This is a genomic window from Streptomyces sp. NBC_01707, from assembly GCF_041438805.1.
Lineage (GTDB): Bacteria > Actinomycetota > Actinomycetes > Streptomycetales > Streptomycetaceae > Streptomyces.
Window position 1 is genome coordinate 8,321,570 of the sequence record NZ_CP109190.1, and the last position, 17,852, is coordinate 8,339,421.

The window sequence follows — 17,852 nt, forward strand, 5'->3', positions numbered from 1 at the left end:
CGTTGTCAATTCAAGCTCGACGATCTTTTCTCTTCCGCGGTGTTCCGTCAATCCACGGTTGCCGACGGCCTGTTAGCCGTGCCGTCGGTGCCGGCTGTGAAGCACACGAGGCGTACGGGCGTCGGGTGACATGGCCGAGGTGTGGCGGCCGGCCCGCGGCCACCGTCGTCGTGGGTGCAGGGGATCACCGGGAAAGAGGTCGGAATCCCCTGCACCCAGGACGGTCACTGCTCCCGCATCCCCCACGGAGAGCCGTACGCGCTGAGCAGGTCCAGGAAGGGGCGGGCGGGGAAGGCCTCCGGGCCGAGGACTCCCGAGCCGGTCCATGCACCCGTGGCCAGGAGTTCGAGGGCGACGACCGGGTTGACGGCCGTCTGCCACACCACCGCCTGGGAGCCGTACTCGGCCATCGACCACTGGTTGTCGACCACGTGGTAGAGGTAGACCTCGCGCGGCGCACCGTCCTTGGTGCCACGCACCCAGGTGCCCGCGCAGGTCTTGCCGTGCATGCGCTCGCCCAGTGTCGCCGGGTCCGGCAGACAGGCGGCCACGACGTCGCGGGGGGACACACCCACCGGCCCCGCAGCGCTCGGCACGGTCACCGGGTCGGTGCGGTCAAGACCGAGGAGGTGCAGTGTCCTGAGGGTCTGGATGAACTCCTCACCCAGGCCGTACTTGAAGGTCACGCGCCGCGCGTCGATCCAACGGGGGACGAGCAGAACCTCCTCGTGCTCCACGTTCACGCACTCCACCGGGCCGATGCCCTCCGGGAAGTCGAACACCTCCGGGTCGCTGAAGGGCGCGGTGGTGAACCAGCCGCGGTCCGCCTCGTAGACGACCGGCGGATTGAGGCACTCCTCGATGGTGGTCCAGATGCTGAAGGAAGGGGCGAACTCATAGCCGTCGACGGTGAGGTTCGCGCCGTCGCGGATGCCGATCTCGTCGATCTCGTCGAAGAGTTCATCGGCTGCGTACCGCGCGAAGACGTCGGACAGCCCCGGCTCCACACCCATGCCGACGAGGGCCAGCGCGCCCGCCTTCTCCCACTCGGCGGCCCGCGCGAACTGCTCGTCGCCGAGCATGACCCCGCACTCCTCGTACGGCCGATCGGAGTGCGGGCGCGACAGGGACATCGCCATGTCGAGGTAGGTCGCGCCGGCCGCGAGCGCCGCCTGGAAGAGGGGCATCACGAACCGAGGGTCGGTGGCGTTGAGCAGGACGTCGCACCCGTGCCGCTTCAGCAGCGCCGTCACCGCCGCCTGATCGGACGCGTCGACGTGCTCGGCACGGAAGCGGCCCGCGGCACCCGCGAGGGCGGCGACCGCCGCCTCGGCCCGGCTCAGGTCGTAGTCGGCCACGACCATCTCGTCGAAGAACGTGCGCCGGGCCGCGATCCGGGTGATCGCGGTGCCCACACCGCCGGCTCCCACAAGCAGAACACGCATGACACGGACTTCCTCTCTGGAGACAGGGCGTGACCGCGCGCACCGGAGGTGCGGGCGCCCTGCCGGGAGATCCAACGCCGGGTGCTCGGATAAGGTCAATGGTGTTGGCATAAGGAGCGCGGCGAGGAGGCGGCGATGGCGAAGGCCGTGGTGCCCGAGGAGAAGCGGCGGCGTCGCCGTCCGACCAGGAGCGGCACCGTGCTGTCCGAGCAACTGATTCTCGAGACCGCCCTGCGGATGCTCCGTGAACACGGCAGCACGGGACTCACCGCCCGGCGTCTCGGCCTGGCCCTGGACGCCGATCCCAGCACGCTCTACCGGTACTTCCGCGGCATGGACGATCTGACCCTCGCCATCGGCGACGCGCTCATCGGGCAGGCCCTGCAGGGCTGGCGGCCCACGGGGGAGTGGCGGTCAGACCTGCGTGGCCTCGGGCTGCGTATCCACGCCGTGTACGTCGGGCATCCGCAGGCGGCACTGCTGACAGCGAACCGGGTCACCGGCCGGGCGCACGAGCTGGCCGCCGACGAGGCCATCCTCGACGTGCTTCGCACCGCGGGGTTCCCCCTGCCGGACACGGTGCGGATCTACCAGGCCTTCATCGACCAGACCCTGGCGTTCGCCGCACTCGACGCCGCCTCGCTGGCTCTGCCACGCGAAAGTCTCAGAGCCGACGAGGACATGTGGCGGTCGACGTACGCCCGCCTGCCGCACAGCACACACCCCCGGATCGCCGAGGCGGCGCCCCTCCTGGCGACCCGCATGGTCGACAGCGCCTATCCCATCGCCCTCGAGATGCTCCTGGACGGCGCCGCGGCGCAGTGGGAGGCCCTGCGCGCCCGGCGATAGAGGATCGTCCGCCGCCGCTGCGGGGCGGCCCCGTCCCGTGCGGCCGATCCCGACGCCTTCCGGGTACCCCGGGTCCCCCGACCGTGCGGCTCAACCGCCGTGCGGGGGCTTCGGGTCGAGGGACGGGCCCGGTCCGTGAGTGGTGCGGAGCCTGGTGGCGTCACATCGTGTGGGGCGTGGCGAGTTCGGTCCAGATGGTCTTGCCGTTCGGGGTGTAACGGGTGCCCCAGCGTTGGGTGAGCTGGGCGACGAGGAACAGACCACGGCCGCCCTCGTCGTCCGCTCCGGCGCGACGCAGACGAGGTGAGGTGCTGCTGCTGTCGGAGACCTCACAGATGAGGTCGGTGCCGCGGATCAGCCGGAGCCGGATCGGCGGAAGGCCGTAGCGGATGGCGTTGGTGACCAGTTCGCTGACCACCAGTTCGGCGATGAACGAGATCTCCTTCAGACCCCACTCGGTCAGCTTCCGTGCGGCCAGGGACCGGGCCTCCACGACGAGCGCCGGGTCGGCGGCCAGGTCCCAGGACGCGACGCGGTCTGCCCCCAGGGCGTGGGTGCGGGCCACCAGGAGCGCGACGTCGTCCGGTGGCCGGAGGGGGAGCAGGGTGGCGGCCACCTGGTCGCAGATCTGCTCGAGCGGGCGGTCGGGATGGGACAGGCTGCGCCGCAGTGCCTGAAGCCCGACGTCGATGTCGGGGTCCCGTCCCAGGAGGAGTCCGTTGGTGAAGAGGGCGAGCACCGTTCCGTCCGCGAGATCCAGCTCGGTGGTCTCGAAGGGCATGCCGCCCAGGCCCAGTGGCGGCCCCGCGGGCAGGTGCGGGAACTCGACGTTGCCGTCGGGGTGCACCACCGCGGGCGGGTAGTGGCCGGCGGAGGCCAGGGTGCAGCGTCGCTCGACCGGGTCGTAGACCGCGTACAGGCAGGTGGTCCCTGTGACGGTGCCGGCGGTCGGCGGGGAGCCGGAGGAACCGTCCTCCTCGGCGAGCCGGACCACCAGGTCGTCGAGGTGCGTGAGCAGCTCGTCCGGGGGGACGTCGAGGTCGGCGAGGGTGTTCACGGCGGTACGCAGCCGCCCCATGGTGGCGGAGGCGTGGATGCCGTGTCCGGGGACGTCGCCGACGACCAGGGCGACTCGGGCGCCGGAGAGCGGGATGACATCGAACCAGTCGCCTCCCACGTCGCTCTCCGCGCCGGCCGGTCGGTAGCGTGCGGCGACCTCGACGGCGTGGAGTTCGGGCAGCTCGCTGGGGAGCAGTCTGCGTTGCAGGGCCAGGGAGGCGGCGCTTTCACGGGTGTAGCGGCGGGCGTTGTCGATGCACACGGCGGCCCGGGAGGCCAGTTCCGCCGAGAGGGTGAGGTCCTCGTCGTCGAACGGGTCCGGTTGCTGCCACCGGTAGAAGCTGGCCACGCCCATCAGGACGTTCCGGGCGGCCAGAGGAACCACCATCAGGGAGTGCGCGCCGGCGGCTCGGAGTCCCACCACCCGCCGGGCATCGTCCCGCAACCAGTCGGCGGTGTAGTCCAGTCTGGCGACGAGGCGGGATTCGAGGTCGGCCATGCAACGGGCCTGCGGCGAGGAAGAGGCGAACCGGCTCAGCTCGCCGACCGCGTACGCCGCCCGGGAGTGCCCGCGCCAGGTGGACCGAAATGCCGCCCGGCGGAGCGTGACGCTGTCTTCGACCGGACCCGGCTCGGGTGCCTCGCCCTCCACGACGGCGTCCAGCAGATCGACGGCGACGGTGTCGGCCAACCGGGGGACGGCCACCTCGGCCAGTTCCTGCGCGGTCCGCATGACGTCCAGGGTGGTGCCGATGTGCAGACTGGCCTCGTTGAGCAGAGTTCTCCGTTCCTGGGCCCGGTAACTGGCGGTGACGTCGATGACCGCGTGGCACAGCCCGAGGACGGCTCCGGCCGGGTCCTGGAGCCGGAAGGTACTGGTGGACCACACATGCTCGTGTTCCGGGTCGGCGACGGTGCGCCCGCGGTGCACAAAGTCCATGGTCGGTACGCCGGTGTCCAGGACCTGCTGCATCTGCGTCTCGATGGCCTCGGCGCTCAGGCCCGGCAGTGCCTCACCGATCCGTTTGCCCAGCCGTTCCGTCGTCGGTATGCCGGTCATGCGTTCCAGGGCCACATTGCGCCGTACGCATCGCAATTCGGTATCGGTGACCAGCAGGCCGACGGGTGACTGGGAGAAGAGTCCCTCCATGACCGCCTGGTCGCCTTCCCAGCGGCGCATCTGGGCAGCCTCGACGGCCAGGACCACCCAGTGCGGCGCGGCCCCGGGGCCTTCGGGGCCGGTCGAGGGGTACGCCCACAGGACCAGCTCCAGCAGTCGGCCGTCCCCGCAGCGCACGGTCACGTCCGCGGACCGTACCTCCGGCACCCCTCGCAGCGCGCGCCGTGTTGCGGCGACCACGGCCGGCTCGGGCCGGGCGAGCAGTTCGAGGGCGGGCCGGCCCAGAACCTGGGCCGCCGGACGGCCCAGCAGCCGTTCGGCAGCCGGGCTCCACCGGACAACGACACCTCGGGAATCCAGCACAGCGGTCGCCGCCACCTCGGCGCCGACGACCGCATCACTCCCCTGGCTGCCTCCGGTGTTCCGTGCCATCCGCGCCGTCCCACAACTTTCGATCATGGCCGCAGCCCTCGTCGGCAGCGTATTCCCGATCCGATGGAAGCGCTCCGTACGGGCCGTGCCCGGAGTGCACGGCCAGGGCACGCACGGCTGCGACCGGACGGCGCCCGGTGCACCGGTCGAGCGCCGAATGATCAGTGGTGGTCATGGCCGCCCCAGAGGTCTTCGTGGCTGACCGGGCGTGGGGCGGGGCACGGGAGACACCCGCCGGCCGTCCGAGCGGACGGCCGGCGGGCCCACAACCCGCGGAGCGCCCCACCTGCCGGCACGGGCCCCGGTCCCGGTGAGCGCGCGGCCGACGCGCCTCTTCCGTGGCACACCCGCACTGCTGCCCGGCTGCGAGCCGAACCCTCGAACCCGGACCAAGTCCCGCTGCGCCTCTCAGACTTTGACGTTTCTTTACAACCCGATGCTGGGCCGCGTCGTCTCTGTTCGCGAATCCCGGATCGGCCGGCCCGGTCTCCGCCCATGGGGCCGGCGGCCGCCCTGAGGAGAGGGAGCAGGACATGCGCAAGGGACCACTCGCCGCCGGTGCGGCGGCCGCAGCCGTCGCCGTGTTCACCGTCGTCCCCGCGACGGCGGCCGTGCCCGGACAAGAGACATCCAGCACGCCGATGTGCGCGACCTCGCAGTTGACGGGCTCGCTCGGCGCCGGCGACGCCGGCGCGGGGAACCTCTACCGCTACCTGGTGCTGACCAACCGCAGTTCGACGACCTGCCACCTCACCGGCTTCCCCGGTGTGTCACTGCTGGACGCCTCCGGCCGGCAGATCGGTCCGGCCGCGACCCGCGAGCACACGTCGTACGAGCCGGTGACTCTGAAGCCGGGCGGCTCGGCCAGCGACACCGTCCACACCGTCAACCATCAGGGCACCTGCCTGCCCACCTCCACCCGGGTGCGGGTCTACCCACCCGGCAACACCGCGTCACTGGTCCTCGTCGGCGCGATCACCAACTGCCACAGCGTGCTGAGCATCACGCCGCTCGCCGCGGGCACCGGCGGCAACCCCGCGGGTTCCTCGCCGAGCAGCGGCGCCACCGCCGGAGCAGGATCCGGCGGGCAGGTCACCGCTGTGCCCAGCGGCGCACCGGACACCGGGACGGCCGCCATCTCCACCGGCGGGGCCCGTCCCGGCAGGGCCCTCGGTGCAGCAGCGGGTGGAGTGCTGGCACTCGGCGGTGCCGGTTTCGCGGTGGCGCTGCGGCGTCGGGCGTGGGGCCGGGGCTGAGCGTTGAGCGCCCTCGCCCCACCCGTGTACCGGCTCCGTGGCCGTACGGCGATCGCGCTCACCGCGGCCGCTCTCACCCTCATCAGCGGCTGCACGCCGACTGCGCCCGCCCCCGAGGCGTCCTCCAGCAGTGCCGCGGTCTCCGCGCCGCCCGGCACCACCGCCTCGGCCCAGCCGGCCGCGGTCCGCGCCATGGCGCGCTCACTCCCCGAGCGGCTGCGCATCCCGCTGATCGGCGTCGACACCGCCGTGATGTCTTTGGGCCTGCTCGCCGACGGTGAGGTGGCCGTGCCGCCGATCGCCGCGCACGCACCCGCGGGCTGGTACGACGGCTCGCCGACGCCCGGCCAGACGGGGCCGTCGGTGATCCTCGGCCACGTCACCGTCGGCAGGTACGGGGACGGGGTCTTCAAGCAGCTGCCCCGATTGCGTGCGGGCGACCGGGTGTCGGTCACCCGCATGGACGGCTCGGAGGCGACGTTCGCCGTGGACTCGGTGCAGACGGTGGCCAAGACAAGATTCCCGACGCAGCGTGTGTACGGGAACGTCGACCACCCCGCGCTGCGTCTCATCACCTGCGGCGGCACCCGGGTCGGCGCAGCCGGCGGCTACTCGGACAACGTCATCGTCTACGCCTCGCTGGTCGCCGCGTCGTGAGCGGGGAGCGGGCAGTCGCCTTGCCGGCCGGCACGACGGGTGTCACGACAGGAGGGAGGCGAGCGGCCATCCGGTCTCAAGAGCGCGCGGCTTCCGAACTGTTCGCGGCCGTCTACCCGCGGCTGGCGGGCTGGGTGCGCCGGCTGGTGGAGGACGACGAGACCGCGCACGAGATAGCCGCGGAGGCGTTCACCCGCTTGTGGGCACGCTGGGCCAGGGTCGAGGAGCCCCGCGGCTTCCTCTATGTGACCGCGGCGAACCTGGTCCGCGACCACTGGCGCAAACTGGAGCGTGAACGCGGGGCCATGCGCCGTGTCACCGCCCAGGAACAGCGGAAGCAGCACGACGAGACCGATCCTTCCGTACGCATGCTGGTGCAGTCGCTGCCCGCGCGGCTGCGCAACCCCGCCCTGCTGTACTACTACGCCGATCTGCCGGTACGTGAGGTGGCCAGGCTGCTGGGTCGCAGGGAAGGAACCGTCAAGGCCGATCTGCACGCGGCCCGCGAACTGCTCCGCGCCGAGCTCGGGGGACACCATGACCGGATCGCCTGACGACCGTGAGGACGGCGACCTGACCGGACGGCTGGATGCCGGCCGGGCCGACCCGCTGGAGCCGCTGCTGCGGCCGCCGGCCACCTACCTGGCCACTCCGCCCGGCACCTTCCACCGCATCCGCCGCCGGGCCGCGCGCCGCAGGCGGGCCCGGGCGGTGATGGTGGCTGCGGCGGCCGCCGCGGTGCTCGGCGGGGCGCCGTACCTGTTCGGGGTGATGTCCACGAACGGTGGCGACGAGCTGGTCGTACCCACCGTCACCGGTACGCGGACCGGCCCGCACCCGTCCTTGCCCAGCCCCTCCACCTCTCCTTCCGCCCCTTCGCACCCGACCGACCCGACCCCCACCCACCACGCGCCGAGTGCCCCGTCCGCCGGCACGACCGGTGCTTCCGGCCGCACAGTCGGCCCGTCCGGTCGCACGCCGGGTACCTCACCGATGTGCACCGCTTCGCAGCTCACCGCCTCGCTCGGCGGCGGCGACGCCGGTGCGGGCAACCTCTACCGGTACCTCGTGCTCACGAACCGTACGTCCGGTGCGTGCCAGGTCTCCGGATACCCGGGGCTGTCCCTGCTGGACGCGGGCGGAAAGCAGATCGGCGCACCGGCGACACGCGACCGCAGGACGTACGCACCGGTGGTCCTGGAGCCCGGCGGCTCCGCGAGCGTCACGATCCACACCATCAATCGGCAGGGGGAGTGCCTGCCCACGTCGGCGCGGTTGCGGGTCTACCCCCCGGGCGACACCGCATCGCTGGTGATCCCGGGAGAGATCACCACTTGCGACGACCGGTTCAGCGTCACGCCGTTCGCCGACGGTACGTCAGGGAACCCGCCGGCGTGACGCAGCTGCATCCGATCGGGCACGGGGCCCTCGCGTCCCGGCCCAGGGTCCGTCGAGGGCCGGTCAGCAGGACGCCGTTGGTCACGCGCCGCGGCGAACGAGGTGCGGGGACGCACACAATCCGGGTGGCACGTCTGCGCGTCGCCGGCGTGCCGGGCGGTCACGGAATGCGTCGGTGGTCCGGCGAGCGCGGCACAGGGACACTGGCCGCCCTACATGCCGTCGCTCAACCCCCAGCCCTGCCCTCGCACTTGATGACACGGGAGGTGACCGTACCGCCCTGGTACGACAGCCAAGGCGTCGGTGCAGCGTTCGGAATGATCAGGTGCGGCACGGTCCGGTGTGTCCGGCCCCGTCGGTCCCGGACCGGCCGATGAGCGGGGGGATCAGGGGCTCACCTCAAGCCGGCTTGCGCCACACCGAGATGTGCTTCGCGGAGTCCTGGGTGAACGGCGCCCTGTCCCAGTCCGCGACGCGCAGGTCCAGCTCCAGACCCGCGATCCGTGCCATGAGGTCGAGCTCCGCCGGCCACGCGTACCGGTGCCGGGAACTGCCGCGGCGGTAGCGGCCGTCGTCGCCGTCGCGGGTGAGGTGGTGCGAGACGAGGATCTGCTCGACCAGATCGAAGGTGTCGAAGCCGAGATGCCGCTCGGAGACGTCGAACGGTACCGCGACCTGTCCAGGCGGCAGGAACCGCAGCGGCGGCACGCCCAACTCGATGACGAATCGGCCGCCGGGCGTCAGGTGACGCGCGGCGTTTCGGAAGCACTCGACCTGCTCGTCCTGCGTGAGCAGGTTCGTGATGGTGTTGTAGACGAGATAGACCACGGTGAACTTGCCGGGGACGGTGGTCGCGGCCATGTCCCCGATGGTGACCGGGAGCGCGTCCTCGTCGATCTTGCGCCGCAGAACAGCTGCCATGTGTTCGGACAGTTCGATGCCCACCACGGGCACGCCGCGCTTCCGGAGCGGGACACCCACGCGTCCGGTTCCGATGGCGAATTCCAGTGCCCGGCCGTCTCCGGCGAGTTCGGCGAGAAAGTCGAGAGTCGGACCGAGAACAGCGCCCGAGGACATCTCGTCCTCCTCGGCGTCGTAGCGGTCGGCGGTCGCACGGGTCCACAGTTCACTGCTCGTCACGAGCGTGCACTTTGCCGGGCGCGACAGGGCGCTGTCGACGTATTTACCTTCCACCGGCTCCGGGCACGCGGTTCCGGCCCGCGTCGCCGACCTGATGGTGGCCGTCGGCGCCGCGGATGAGCCGGAGGTCCGGTCGTCCACCGAAGGGGCACCTGGCCGAGAAGGGTCTTCCGACGGCCGCACCACGCCGGCTGGCCATTTCGTCGAGGACGATCCGGAGACACGCTCCCCGCAGCCACCGCCATGGCGAGCTGCCCGATGCATGCCTGACGCACGGCCTGCTGGTATCGGGGAAGCGACCGGTCGGCCTGCGAGGACACCGCGCGCGTCTCCAGGACTGCCCGCGATTGAGCCGTCGGAGTGAAGTTGACGGGCGCTCCCGAGTACGCCAGAACTCCCTGGATGAAGGGGAGATGAGAGAAATTCACCCGCCGTGCCGACGTGTGGTCCCCTTCGGACGAACTCTTCTCAGAGGATCTTCATCCTGGGCGCCCGGATGCAGTACCGGCGGGGCGGCGCGCCGCGATCCCCGGCAGGACCGCTCCGAACGAGGTCACGGGACATCGTGATTTTGCGCCGGAACGCCCGGCACGGAAGGGAAGAACGAAAATGAACCTCACCATCAAGCGCGCAGTCGTCACCGCGGTCGCCGCGATCTCGGTACTCGCGGGATCGGCGACCGTCGCGAGCGCCGACTCCCCGCACGGCGGCCCGAAGCACCACTGCAAGCACGAGAAGTTCAACCGGCACGGGAAGTTCAACCAGCACGGGAAGTCCAACAAGATCCGCTACGGCGTCCGGCACCACCGCACGATGCACCTGAAGGGTCACCGACTGCCCGTCAAGTTCCTCGTGACGAAGGGGCTCGCACACAGGTCTCACTGATTCCGGCCCTCCTCACTGCGCCCCTGTGCGAGCTGCGCACAGGGGCGCCGCCGTGTCCCGACATGGCATGCGGCGGCAGCTTTGAACGGCGCCCGTCATGCGCTCGCCAGGGCCCTGCTGGAGGGCGGGAGCCCGCCAGGTGTCGGCGCCCCGGTGGCCGTCGGAGGTGGTGGCCTTGTCGATGCGGTGCCGCCCGGCGGCGATCGACGCGCACCCGGCCGCCACGAAGAATCCGCTGCCGATTCCGACCCACCGGTACGGCCTCGACCGGCACGTCGGAGCCAGGTCGGCTGATCAGGTGCCGATACCGCGATTCTGCGTAATCCCTTCGAGTAATGCGTTACCCGTAAAGGGCGAACCGGAACAATAAGGGACGGGTGGCGGAAGGGAGACCGACGGGAGAGTGGTGCATGCCCCTGCGGAAACGTAAGGCGCAGCTGAAGACCCGGGCCGGGAAGGCGGCGGTCGACGGATACGGTGCGATGGATGCGCGCCTGCCCGTCAGCGAGCTGGCCAAGCAGTTGGTGCGCAAGGCCTTTCCCGACCACTGGTCCTTTCTCCTCGGCGAGATCGCCCTCTACTCGTTCGTCGTCCTGCTCCTCACCGGCGTGTACCTCACCCTGTTCTTCGACCCGAGCATGACGGAGAGCGTCTACACCGGTTCCTACGCGCCCCTGCAGGGCGTGAGGATGACGCAGGCCTACACCACCACCCTCGCCATCAGCTTCGACGTGCGAGGAGGCCTGCTGATCCGTCAGATCCACCACTGGGCGGCACTCGTGTTCGTCGCCGCGATCTCCGTCCATTTGCTGCGGATCTTCTTCACCGGCGCCTTCCGTAAGCCGCGAGAGGCCAATTGGATCGTGGGCGTGACACTGTTCGTACTCGCGCTCCTCGAGGGATTCGCGGGCTACTCGCTGCCCGACGATCTGCTGTCCGGTACGGGCCTGAGGACGGCAGCCACCATTGTGGGGTCGATCCCCGTCGTCGGAACCTACGTGGAGATGTTCGTCTTCGGAGGGCAGTTCCCGGGCAACGACGTGATCCCTCGTCTGTACGCCGTGCACATCCTGCTCGTGCCCGGCCTGATCGTGGCGCTGATCACCGCCCATCTCATGCTGGTGGCCTACCTCAAACACACCCACTGGGCGGGGCAGGGGAGGACCAACAGGAACGCCGTCGGTTCACCGGCCTTCCCGCAGTTCACCGCGAAGACCACGGGTTTCCTCCTCATGGTGTTCGGCGTACTGGCCCTGCTGGGCGGGCTCGCCCAGATCAACCCGGTATGGAACTACGGTCCGTACCGCGCCGACCAGGTCTCCGGCGATGCGCAGCCGGACTGGTATGTCGGGTTCCTGGAGGGCGCGCTCCGGTTGATGCCGCCATGGGAGACCGACATCGCGGGTCACACCGTCATGTGGAATGTGTTCATTCCGACGCTCGTGCTGCCGGGCGTGGTCTTCACGCTGCTCTTCCTCTATCCCTTCTTCGAGCAGTGGGTGACGGGTGATCGCGGGGAGCACCATCTGTGCGACCGACCGCGCAACCGGCCGACCCGCACCGGGCTCGGCGTGGCGGCCATCGTCTTCTACGCCGTTCTCCTGGTCGCCGGCGGCAACGACGTCGTCGCCTTCTCGTTCAGGGTTTCCATCGAGGTCATGACATGGATCCTCAGGATCGCGCTGGTCGTCGCCCCGCTCCTGGCGTTCGCGCTGACCAAGCGCCTCTGCCTCGCGCTTCAGATGCGGGACCGCCGCCGGCTGACCGAGGGCGAGGAGACCGGCCAGGTGACCCAATCGGTGAACGGCGACCTCGCGGAGAGCCACCGCGGCCTGAGCCCGACAGCCCGCTACCGCATCCTGATGCGTGACGTCCCGACGCCCCTGGAGCTCCCGACGGAGGGCCCGGTCTCGCGTCGGCGACGGGTTCGGACCGCACTGAGCGGGTGGTACTACAGGGACTTCGTGGAGTTGCCGGCCACGGACGAGCAGCGGTCCCGGATCGCCGAGCGGACCGCGCCGCCGGATCCGGTTCGCGGGCCCGAGGACTGAGAGCCGCCCTCAGCCCTGCACACGCGCGTACTGGAAGACCATTCCGAACACCCCCGCCAGGGCCACGCCCATCCCGATCAGGAAGAGCCACAGACCGAACACCACACCGAGCGCGAGCAGGGCCGCCCCCGCGGCGGTCAGCGACGGCCAGATGCTGTGCGGAGAGAAGAAGTCCACCGGGCCGGACCGCTCATGGACCCTCCCGTCCCCGCGGTCCTCGGGGCGAAGTCCCTTCCTCCGGTAGTTGGTGGCGAAGAAGAACGCGACCAGCAGCGCCATGAGGAACGAGATGGTGAGCGCCGCCGTGCCCGTCGGATCCCGGGACCACACGGCGTAGAGAACATCGGTCACGAGAAAGAACCCCGCGACTCCGGCGAACAGAGTGGCCTCGATCTTCATTCGCCCGACTCCTCCTCGGCGCCCGAGACGGAGTGGTACCCGCCTCGGGCGAGGACCGGCTTCTCGGTCAGGGGGTGGTGCAGGTCGAAGGCCGGCGAGTCGGAACGTACGCGGGGCAAAGCCCGGAAATTGTGCCTCGGGGGTGGACAGGAGGTCGCCCACTCCAGCGAACGGCCGAACCCCCACGGGTCGTCCACGTGAACCTTCGGTGCGTAACGGGTGGTGTGCCACACGTTGTACAGGAACGGCAGTGTCGACAGGCCCAGCACGAAGGAGCCGATGGACGAGATCGTATTGAGCAAGGTGAAGCCGTCCGCTGCCAGATAGTCGGCGTAACGACGAGGCATTCCGGCTTCCCCCAGCCAGTGCTGGACCAGAAAGGTCAGTTGAAAGCCGACGAACAAGGTCCAGAAATGGATACGCCCGATCCGTTCGTCCAGCATGCGGCCGGTGAACTTGGGCCACCAGAAATAGAAACCGCCGAACATCGCGAAGACCACTGTGCCGAAGAGCACGTAATGGAGGTGGGCGACGATGAAGTACGAGTCGGTGAGGTGGAAGTCCAGCGGGGGCGAGGCGATCAGTACCCCGCTGAGGCCGCCGAGGAGAAATGTCACGAGGAAGCCGATCGCCCAGAGCATGGGTGTCTCGAACGTGATGCTGCCGTGCCACATGGTGCCGATCCAGTTGAAGAACTTGACACCGGTGGGCACGGCGATGATGAACGACATGGCGGAGAAGAACGGCAGGAGAACGGCTCCCGTGGCGAACATGTGATGAGCCCAGACAACCGCCGAGAGCATGGTGATGCTGATCGTGGCCATCACCATTCCGAAATACCCGAACATCGGCTTCCGGCTGAACGCGGGAATGATCTCGCTCACCACTCCGAAGAAGGGCAACGCGACGATGTAGACCTCGGGATGGCCGAAGAACCAGAACAGGTGCTGCCACAGCAGTGCCCCGCCGTTGGCGGAGTCGAAGACATGCGCACCGAACTTCCGGTCGGCTTCGAGGACGAGCAGCGTGGCGGCGAGCACCGGAAACGCGAGCAGCGCGAGGATCGAGGTGAACAGAACGTTCCAGGTGAAGATCGGCATCCGGAACATGGTCATACCGGGAGCGCGCAGACAGACGATCGTGGTGATGAAATTGACCGATGCCAGGGTCGTGCTGACCCCCGACAGCACCAGGCCCATGGTCCAGAGATCGCCGCCGGCGCCGGGCGAGAAGACGGCACTGTTCAGCGGGGCGTAGGCGAACCAGCCGAAGTGCGCCGCGCCGCCGGGCACCACGAATCCGGACACCACGATGATTCCGCCGAACAGGAAGAGCCAGTAGGTGAGCGCGTTCAGGCGGGGGAAGGCCACGTCGGGCGCGCCGATCTGCAGCGGCATGATGGCGTTCGCGAAGCCGCCGAACATCGGCGTGGCGAACAGCAGCATCATGATGGTGCCGTGGATCGTGAACAGCTGGTTGTACTGTTCCGCGCTGACCATCTGAAGTCCTGGCCGGGCCAGCTCCGCCCGCATGAGCATGGCCAGCACTCCGCCCAGCAGGAAGAACCCGAACGCGGTGACCATGTAGAGATTGCCGATGACCTTGTGGTCCGTGGTCGTCAGCCACCCCATGAGTCTCACACCGGCAGCGATGCGCTTGTTGGCCACCGGCGCGGCCGGTGCGGCGTCCTGCAGGTCTTGCGCCATCGGTTCTCCGTCCCTCCCGGTTGACTCGATGGTGGAGCCTGCGGGCAGGGACGGCCGTACGACTGGCGGTGTCACCCTCGAATTTCACCGGATCACCGGTGCTCCGCGCGGGCGTCCCGGGGTCCTGCCGGACGCTCCCGACGGATCTCGTCACCGGGCGAAGTCCGATGTGACACGCGGAACTGATCGGTGGCCGCCTCGTTCCGCGCAACCGGCACCGCAAGGACTCATCGCCGTGGGGATGCCAGGTAGACGGCGAGGTCCGTGCCCCCGCGCAGCGGCGGCACGGTCTCGGGCCGCCAGGCGCGGGCGTAGGAGGGTGGCTTGTGCCCGGGAGCGACGATCACCGCGACAGGCGTGTGACGGGCTGCCGCGCGCAGACCTTCGGCGGTGATGCTCCCGTCGTGGCCGCCGATCTGTCGTGACGCGCAGCCGGCGTAGTAGCCGATCGGCACCGCGTCGAAGCCGGTGACCACGCAGGGTGGGCGTACTCCCAGAACGTGCAGCCGGTCGGCGATCGCCGTGTACTCCTGTCGTGCCACCCGGCTGCGTGCGACGACATGGCCGAGTACCCAGTACTGGACGGCGAAGTGACCGGCCAGGGCGTACGCGAGCAACACGGCGACCGTCGGCCGCCACCCGGGTCGGGCGGAGGTGTACAGACCGCGCAGGCACTCGGCGACGGGAAGCGCCAGCAGAGCGTAGGTGGGAAGCAGGAACCGGGGGGCGGCGTAGTCGATCATGAACAGGTAGGGGGTCGCCATGGACGCCGCGACCAGGGTCGTGAGGACGGCGGCGGAGCGGCGCGGCCCGGCGGCGATGATGCCGCCGGCCGTGAGCAGCGGCAGCGCGAACCACCACGCCGCGGTGACCGGGTGCTTCCAGGGCACATCGCACGGCCGGCACAGAGTCCGCCCGTCCAAGGCTCGAATCTGATCGTCGACGGCGAGGTGCCGGCCCAGGCCGCCCTGGATCTCGCTGGCGCGGTGCAACCGGGCTGACACGCCGCCGTAGTGCAGCTGGGCTTCGATGATCCACGGCGCCGAGCCGAGGAGAAGGGCGGCCACGAGCACGGCGAGCACGGCCGGACGCCGCCAGCCCGGGACCGCCACGGCTGCCACGGCCAGCGGCAGGACCAGGTAGCAGGCGTCCGAAGGTCGCATGAGGGCGACCAGGACCACACCGGCGCCGAGGCCGGCGAGCGCCTTGCCGTCGGTCGTCTCCCTGACGGCGCGTAGGAAGCAGCCCACCGCCGCCAGCGAACCCAGGGCGCACCACAGGTTGGGCATCGCCATCGGGCCGTAGTAGAGGGTGATCCACAGCCCGGCGAACATCGCACCCGCCCCGGCGAGAACCGCGGGTGGCAGAAGGCGACGCCAGACCCACAGGGCGACGAAGAGCCCGAATCCGGAGCACAGCGCCAGATAGACGTGGAGTGCGGTCGTGGAGGAGGTCAGCGCGGCCACCGGAGCGACCAGATACGAAATTCCCCGGGCCCGGGGCGCACTGAAGAACGCGGCCGGAACATCCCGGCTGACCTGGCTGACGTAGACGGTCTCGTCCCAGCCGAGTCCGGAGCCGGGCACCACCAGCACCAACTGGACCAGAACGAAGGCGGCGGCGACGGACGCCAGCCAGGGAAAGGCACGGCTGTGCGCGTTGTCGGCATGGCTGAGCCGCATCTGCGCCACTCGCGGGCCGACGGCGAGTCGGTCAGGCATGGATCAGTCCTCCACGGCAACGGACAGCGGGCCGGGCTCTGTGCGCAACTCTGCGAGTGCCTGGAGCGACCGGCCAACGTTGATCGGCCATGTGGAGCACACGCCGTGCCGGGCGTGCGGTGGAGGAGTGGCTGACGGCTCACCCGGCGGTCACGGGGTCATCCGTCGGGCGGCGGGACGGGGCCCGCCCGGCTCGGTGGACCTGTTCGACCCGGAGGCGGTCGTCCTGGGCGGGATGTTGCGAGGGCTCATGCCGTGGCGCGATGGTCCTCGGACGTCCGCTCACCGCCCGGGTGGTGCACGGGGACCCCGTCGCCGGACAGGCCTGCATCAGGCCCGTCCGGCGACAGCGTCTAGGACCGGTGCGCGGCGATCAGCCGCTGATACCAGCGATAGCTGTCCTTCGGGGTCCGCTCCTGGGTGTCGTAGTCGACCCGGATGATCCCGAACCGCTTCGCGTAGCCCAGTGCCCACTCGAAGTTGTCCAGCAGCGACCAGACGTAGTAGCCGCGTACGTCGACACCGGCGTCCATCGCCGCCTTCAGAGCCGTCAGGTGACTCTGCAGGTAGCTCACCCGGTCGGCATCGCGGACGGCACCGTCCGGGCCGACGGTGTCGAACTCGGCGGAGCCGTTCTCGGTGATGTGCACCGGCGGAAGGGCGTCACCGTACGTCCGCTTCAGCGCGGTCAGCAGATCGGTGAAGGACTCGGGGACGACCGGCCAGCCCATCGCCGTGCGCCGGACGCCCGGGTACTCCGTCTCGGTGTACCGGTTGTCCGTGGCGACCCGCAGCGCCGGGTCGGCCTCGCGGTAGGGGGCGGCGGCGACCACGATGGGGCGGTAGTAGTTGATGCCCAGGAAGTCCAGCGGCTGGGAGATCAGCTCCAGGTCGCCCTCACGGCGGAAGTCCTGCGCGGTGATCAGCTCGCCCCAAGTCTCCTCGTCGGTCGCCGGGTAGCGGCCGGCGAGGATCGGCTCGGTCCACACCAGGTTGTGCTGGGTGTCGGCGCGGACGACGGCGGCGAGGTCGGCGTCCGATTCGGTGGCCGGGACGTTGCGGTCCAGGTTGAGTGTGATCCCTGCCTCGCGGACACCCGCGGCGCGCAGTGCGTTCATAGCCAGGCCGTGACCGACGAGCAGATGGTGCGCGGCGGCCAGCGCCCCGGTGCCCTCCTTGGCACCCGGTGCGTGCCTGCCCACGGAGTAGCCGAGGAAGGCGCTGCACCACGGCTCGTTGAGCGTGATCCAGCGCGGCACCCGGTCGCCGAGGTGCTCGGCGACGATCGACGCGTACTCACCGAACCGCTCCGCGGTCTCCCGTACCCGCCAGCCGCCCCGGTCCTCCAGCGCCTGGGGCAGGTCCCAGTGGTAGAGGGTGGCGGCCGGCTCGATGCCGGCTTCGAGCAGTGAATCGACGAGCCGGGAGTAGAAGTCCAGGCCCTTCCGGTTGGCCGGCCCGCTGCCGTCGGGCTGGATCCGCGGCCAGGCGATGGAGAAGCGGTACGACTCCACTCCCAGGTCGCGAAGGAGCGCGATGTCCTCGGGGTAGCGGTGGTAGTGGTCGCAGGCCACGTCACCTGTGTCGCCGCCGTCCGTCCTGCCGGGCGTGTGACTGTAGGTGTCCCAGATGGAGGGGCCGCGGCCGTCCTCCTGCGCGGCACCTTCGATCTGGTACGAAGCCGTTGCCGCGCCGAAGACGAATCCGGGCGGGAAGGCGGGGAACTCACTCATC

The 17,852-nt window shown here is 70.1% G+C and carries 14 protein-coding genes; 7 read left to right on the forward strand and 7 right to left on the reverse strand.

What is annotated here, in order from left to right; genetic code table 11:
- Nucleotides 1-224 precede the first annotated feature (224 nt).
- On the reverse strand, nt 225-1,445 hold the full coding sequence (locus tag OG963_RS37305) for a saccharopine dehydrogenase family protein (RefSeq protein ID WP_371799886.1): 1,221 nt from the start codon (nt 1,443-1,445) through the stop codon (nt 225-227).
- A 135-nt stretch (nt 1,446-1,580) separates the two neighbouring features.
- Between OG963_RS37305 and OG963_RS37310 the strand changes: the two genes are divergently transcribed.
- The gene (locus OG963_RS37310; RefSeq protein WP_093777730.1) at nt 1,581-2,294 is read left to right on the forward strand and encodes a TetR/AcrR family transcriptional regulator; all 714 of its coding nucleotides are present in this window, start codon (nt 1,581-1,583) and stop codon (nt 2,292-2,294) included.
- A gap of 160 nt (nt 2,295-2,454) precedes the next feature.
- Here the strand turns inward: OG963_RS37310 and OG963_RS37315 are convergent, their stop codons facing one another.
- Nucleotides 2,455-4,905 (reverse strand): SpoIIE family protein phosphatase, encoded by a 2,451-nt coding sequence (locus OG963_RS37315; protein ID WP_093777732.1) that lies wholly within the window; start codon nt 4,903-4,905, stop codon nt 2,455-2,457.
- 533 nt (nt 4,906-5,438) lie between these two features.
- Between OG963_RS37315 and OG963_RS37320 the strand changes: the two genes are divergently transcribed.
- Genes OG963_RS37320 through OG963_RS37335 form a run of 4 tightly spaced genes read left to right on the forward strand, consistent with a single transcriptional unit; the run spans nt 5,439 to nt 8,216 of the window.
- The gene (locus tag OG963_RS37320; RefSeq protein ID WP_093777734.1) at nt 5,439-6,161 is read left to right on the forward strand and encodes a DUF4232 domain-containing protein; all 723 of its coding nucleotides are present in this window, start codon (nt 5,439-5,441) and stop codon (nt 6,159-6,161) included.
- A 3-nt stretch (nt 6,162-6,164) separates the two neighbouring features.
- Nucleotides 6,165-6,818, forward strand: coding sequence for a class F sortase (locus OG963_RS37325; protein WP_371799887.1), 654 nt, complete (start codon nt 6,165-6,167; stop codon nt 6,816-6,818).
- Between the two features lie 20 nt (nt 6,819-6,838).
- Nucleotides 6,839-7,372, forward strand: a complete 534-nt coding sequence (locus OG963_RS37330) for an RNA polymerase sigma factor (protein WP_371126468.1) — start codon at nt 6,839-6,841, stop codon at nt 7,370-7,372.
- A complete protein-coding gene (locus tag OG963_RS37335) occupies nt 7,356-8,216 on the forward strand; it encodes a DUF4232 domain-containing protein (RefSeq protein ID WP_371799888.1) in 861 nt (286 codons plus the stop codon). The genes OG963_RS37330 and OG963_RS37335 overlap by 17 nt, the downstream gene beginning before the upstream one ends.
- Nucleotides 8,217-8,615: 399 nt before the next feature.
- Here OG963_RS37335 and OG963_RS37340 read toward each other — a convergent pair whose 3' ends face one another.
- Nucleotides 8,616-9,356: a class I SAM-dependent methyltransferase gene (locus tag OG963_RS37340; RefSeq protein ID WP_093930812.1), complete on the reverse strand. Its 741-nt coding sequence runs from the start codon at nt 9,354-9,356 to the stop codon at nt 8,616-8,618.
- Between the two features lie 609 nt (nt 9,357-9,965).
- Here OG963_RS37340 and OG963_RS37345 point away from each other — a divergent pair.
- The gene (locus OG963_RS37345; RefSeq protein WP_327424184.1) at nt 9,966-10,241 is read left to right on the forward strand and encodes a hypothetical protein; all 276 of its coding nucleotides are present in this window, start codon (nt 9,966-9,968) and stop codon (nt 10,239-10,241) included.
- 410 nt (nt 10,242-10,651) lie between these two features.
- On the forward strand, nt 10,652-12,292 hold the full coding sequence (locus OG963_RS37350) for a cytochrome bc complex cytochrome b subunit (protein ID WP_371799889.1): 1,641 nt from the start codon (nt 10,652-10,654) through the stop codon (nt 12,290-12,292).
- A 9-nt stretch (nt 12,293-12,301) separates the two neighbouring features.
- Here the strand turns inward: OG963_RS37350 and OG963_RS37355 are convergent, their stop codons facing one another.
- The 4 genes from OG963_RS37355 to OG963_RS37370 form a co-directional block, all read right to left on the reverse strand.
- On the reverse strand, nt 12,302-12,691 hold the full coding sequence (locus OG963_RS37355; RefSeq protein ID WP_093777744.1) for a cytochrome c oxidase subunit 4: 390 nt from the start codon (nt 12,689-12,691) through the stop codon (nt 12,302-12,304).
- Complete coding sequence (gene ctaD / locus OG963_RS37360; RefSeq protein WP_093930795.1) at nt 12,688-14,397, reverse strand: cytochrome c oxidase subunit I; 1,710 nt, start codon at nt 14,395-14,397, stop codon at nt 12,688-12,690. The genes OG963_RS37355 and ctaD overlap by 4 nt, the downstream gene beginning before the upstream one ends.
- Nucleotides 14,398-14,624: 227 nt before the next feature.
- Entirely contained in the window at nt 14,625-16,118 is a 1,494-nt protein-coding gene (locus OG963_RS37365; protein WP_371799890.1) for a hypothetical protein, read from the reverse strand.
- 353 nt (nt 16,119-16,471) lie between these two features.
- The gene (locus OG963_RS37370) at nt 16,472-17,851 is read right to left on the reverse strand and encodes a GH1 family beta-glucosidase (protein ID WP_093777750.1); all 1,380 of its coding nucleotides are present in this window, start codon (nt 17,849-17,851) and stop codon (nt 16,472-16,474) included.
- Nucleotide 17,852: the final 1 nt, after the last annotated feature.

Coding starts and splice junctions, on each gene's coding strand:
- OG963_RS37365 (WP_371799890.1), bottom strand. CDS start 16,118: ATGCCTGACCGACTCGCCGTCGGCCCGCGAGTGGCGCAGATGCGGCTC.
- OG963_RS37355 (WP_093777744.1), bottom strand. CDS start 12,691: ATGAAGATCGAGGCCACTCTGTTCGCCGGAGTCGCGGGGTTCTTTCTC.
- OG963_RS37350 (WP_371799889.1), top strand. CDS start 10,652: ATGCCCCTGCGGAAACGTAAGGCGCAGCTGAAGACCCGGGCCGGGAAG.
- OG963_RS37315 (WP_093777732.1), bottom strand. CDS start 4,905: ATGGCACGGAACACCGGAGGCAGCCAGGGGAGTGATGCGGTCGTCGGC.
- OG963_RS37305 (WP_371799886.1), bottom strand. CDS start 1,445: ATGCGTGTTCTGCTTGTGGGAGCCGGCGGTGTGGGCACCGCGATCACC.
- OG963_RS37370 (WP_093777750.1), bottom strand. CDS start 17,851: ATGAGTGAGTTCCCCGCCTTCCCGCCCGGATTCGTCTTCGGCGCGGCA.
- OG963_RS37310 (WP_093777730.1), top strand. CDS start 1,581: ATGGCGAAGGCCGTGGTGCCCGAGGAGAAGCGGCGGCGTCGCCGTCCG.
- OG963_RS37320 (WP_093777734.1), top strand. CDS start 5,439: ATGCGCAAGGGACCACTCGCCGCCGGTGCGGCGGCCGCAGCCGTCGCC.
- OG963_RS37335 (WP_371799888.1), top strand. CDS start 7,356: ATGACCGGATCGCCTGACGACCGTGAGGACGGCGACCTGACCGGACGG.
- ctaD (WP_093930795.1), bottom strand. CDS start 14,397: ATGGCGCAAGACCTGCAGGACGCCGCACCGGCCGCGCCGGTGGCCAAC.
- OG963_RS37345 (WP_327424184.1), top strand. CDS start 9,966: ATGAACCTCACCATCAAGCGCGCAGTCGTCACCGCGGTCGCCGCGATC.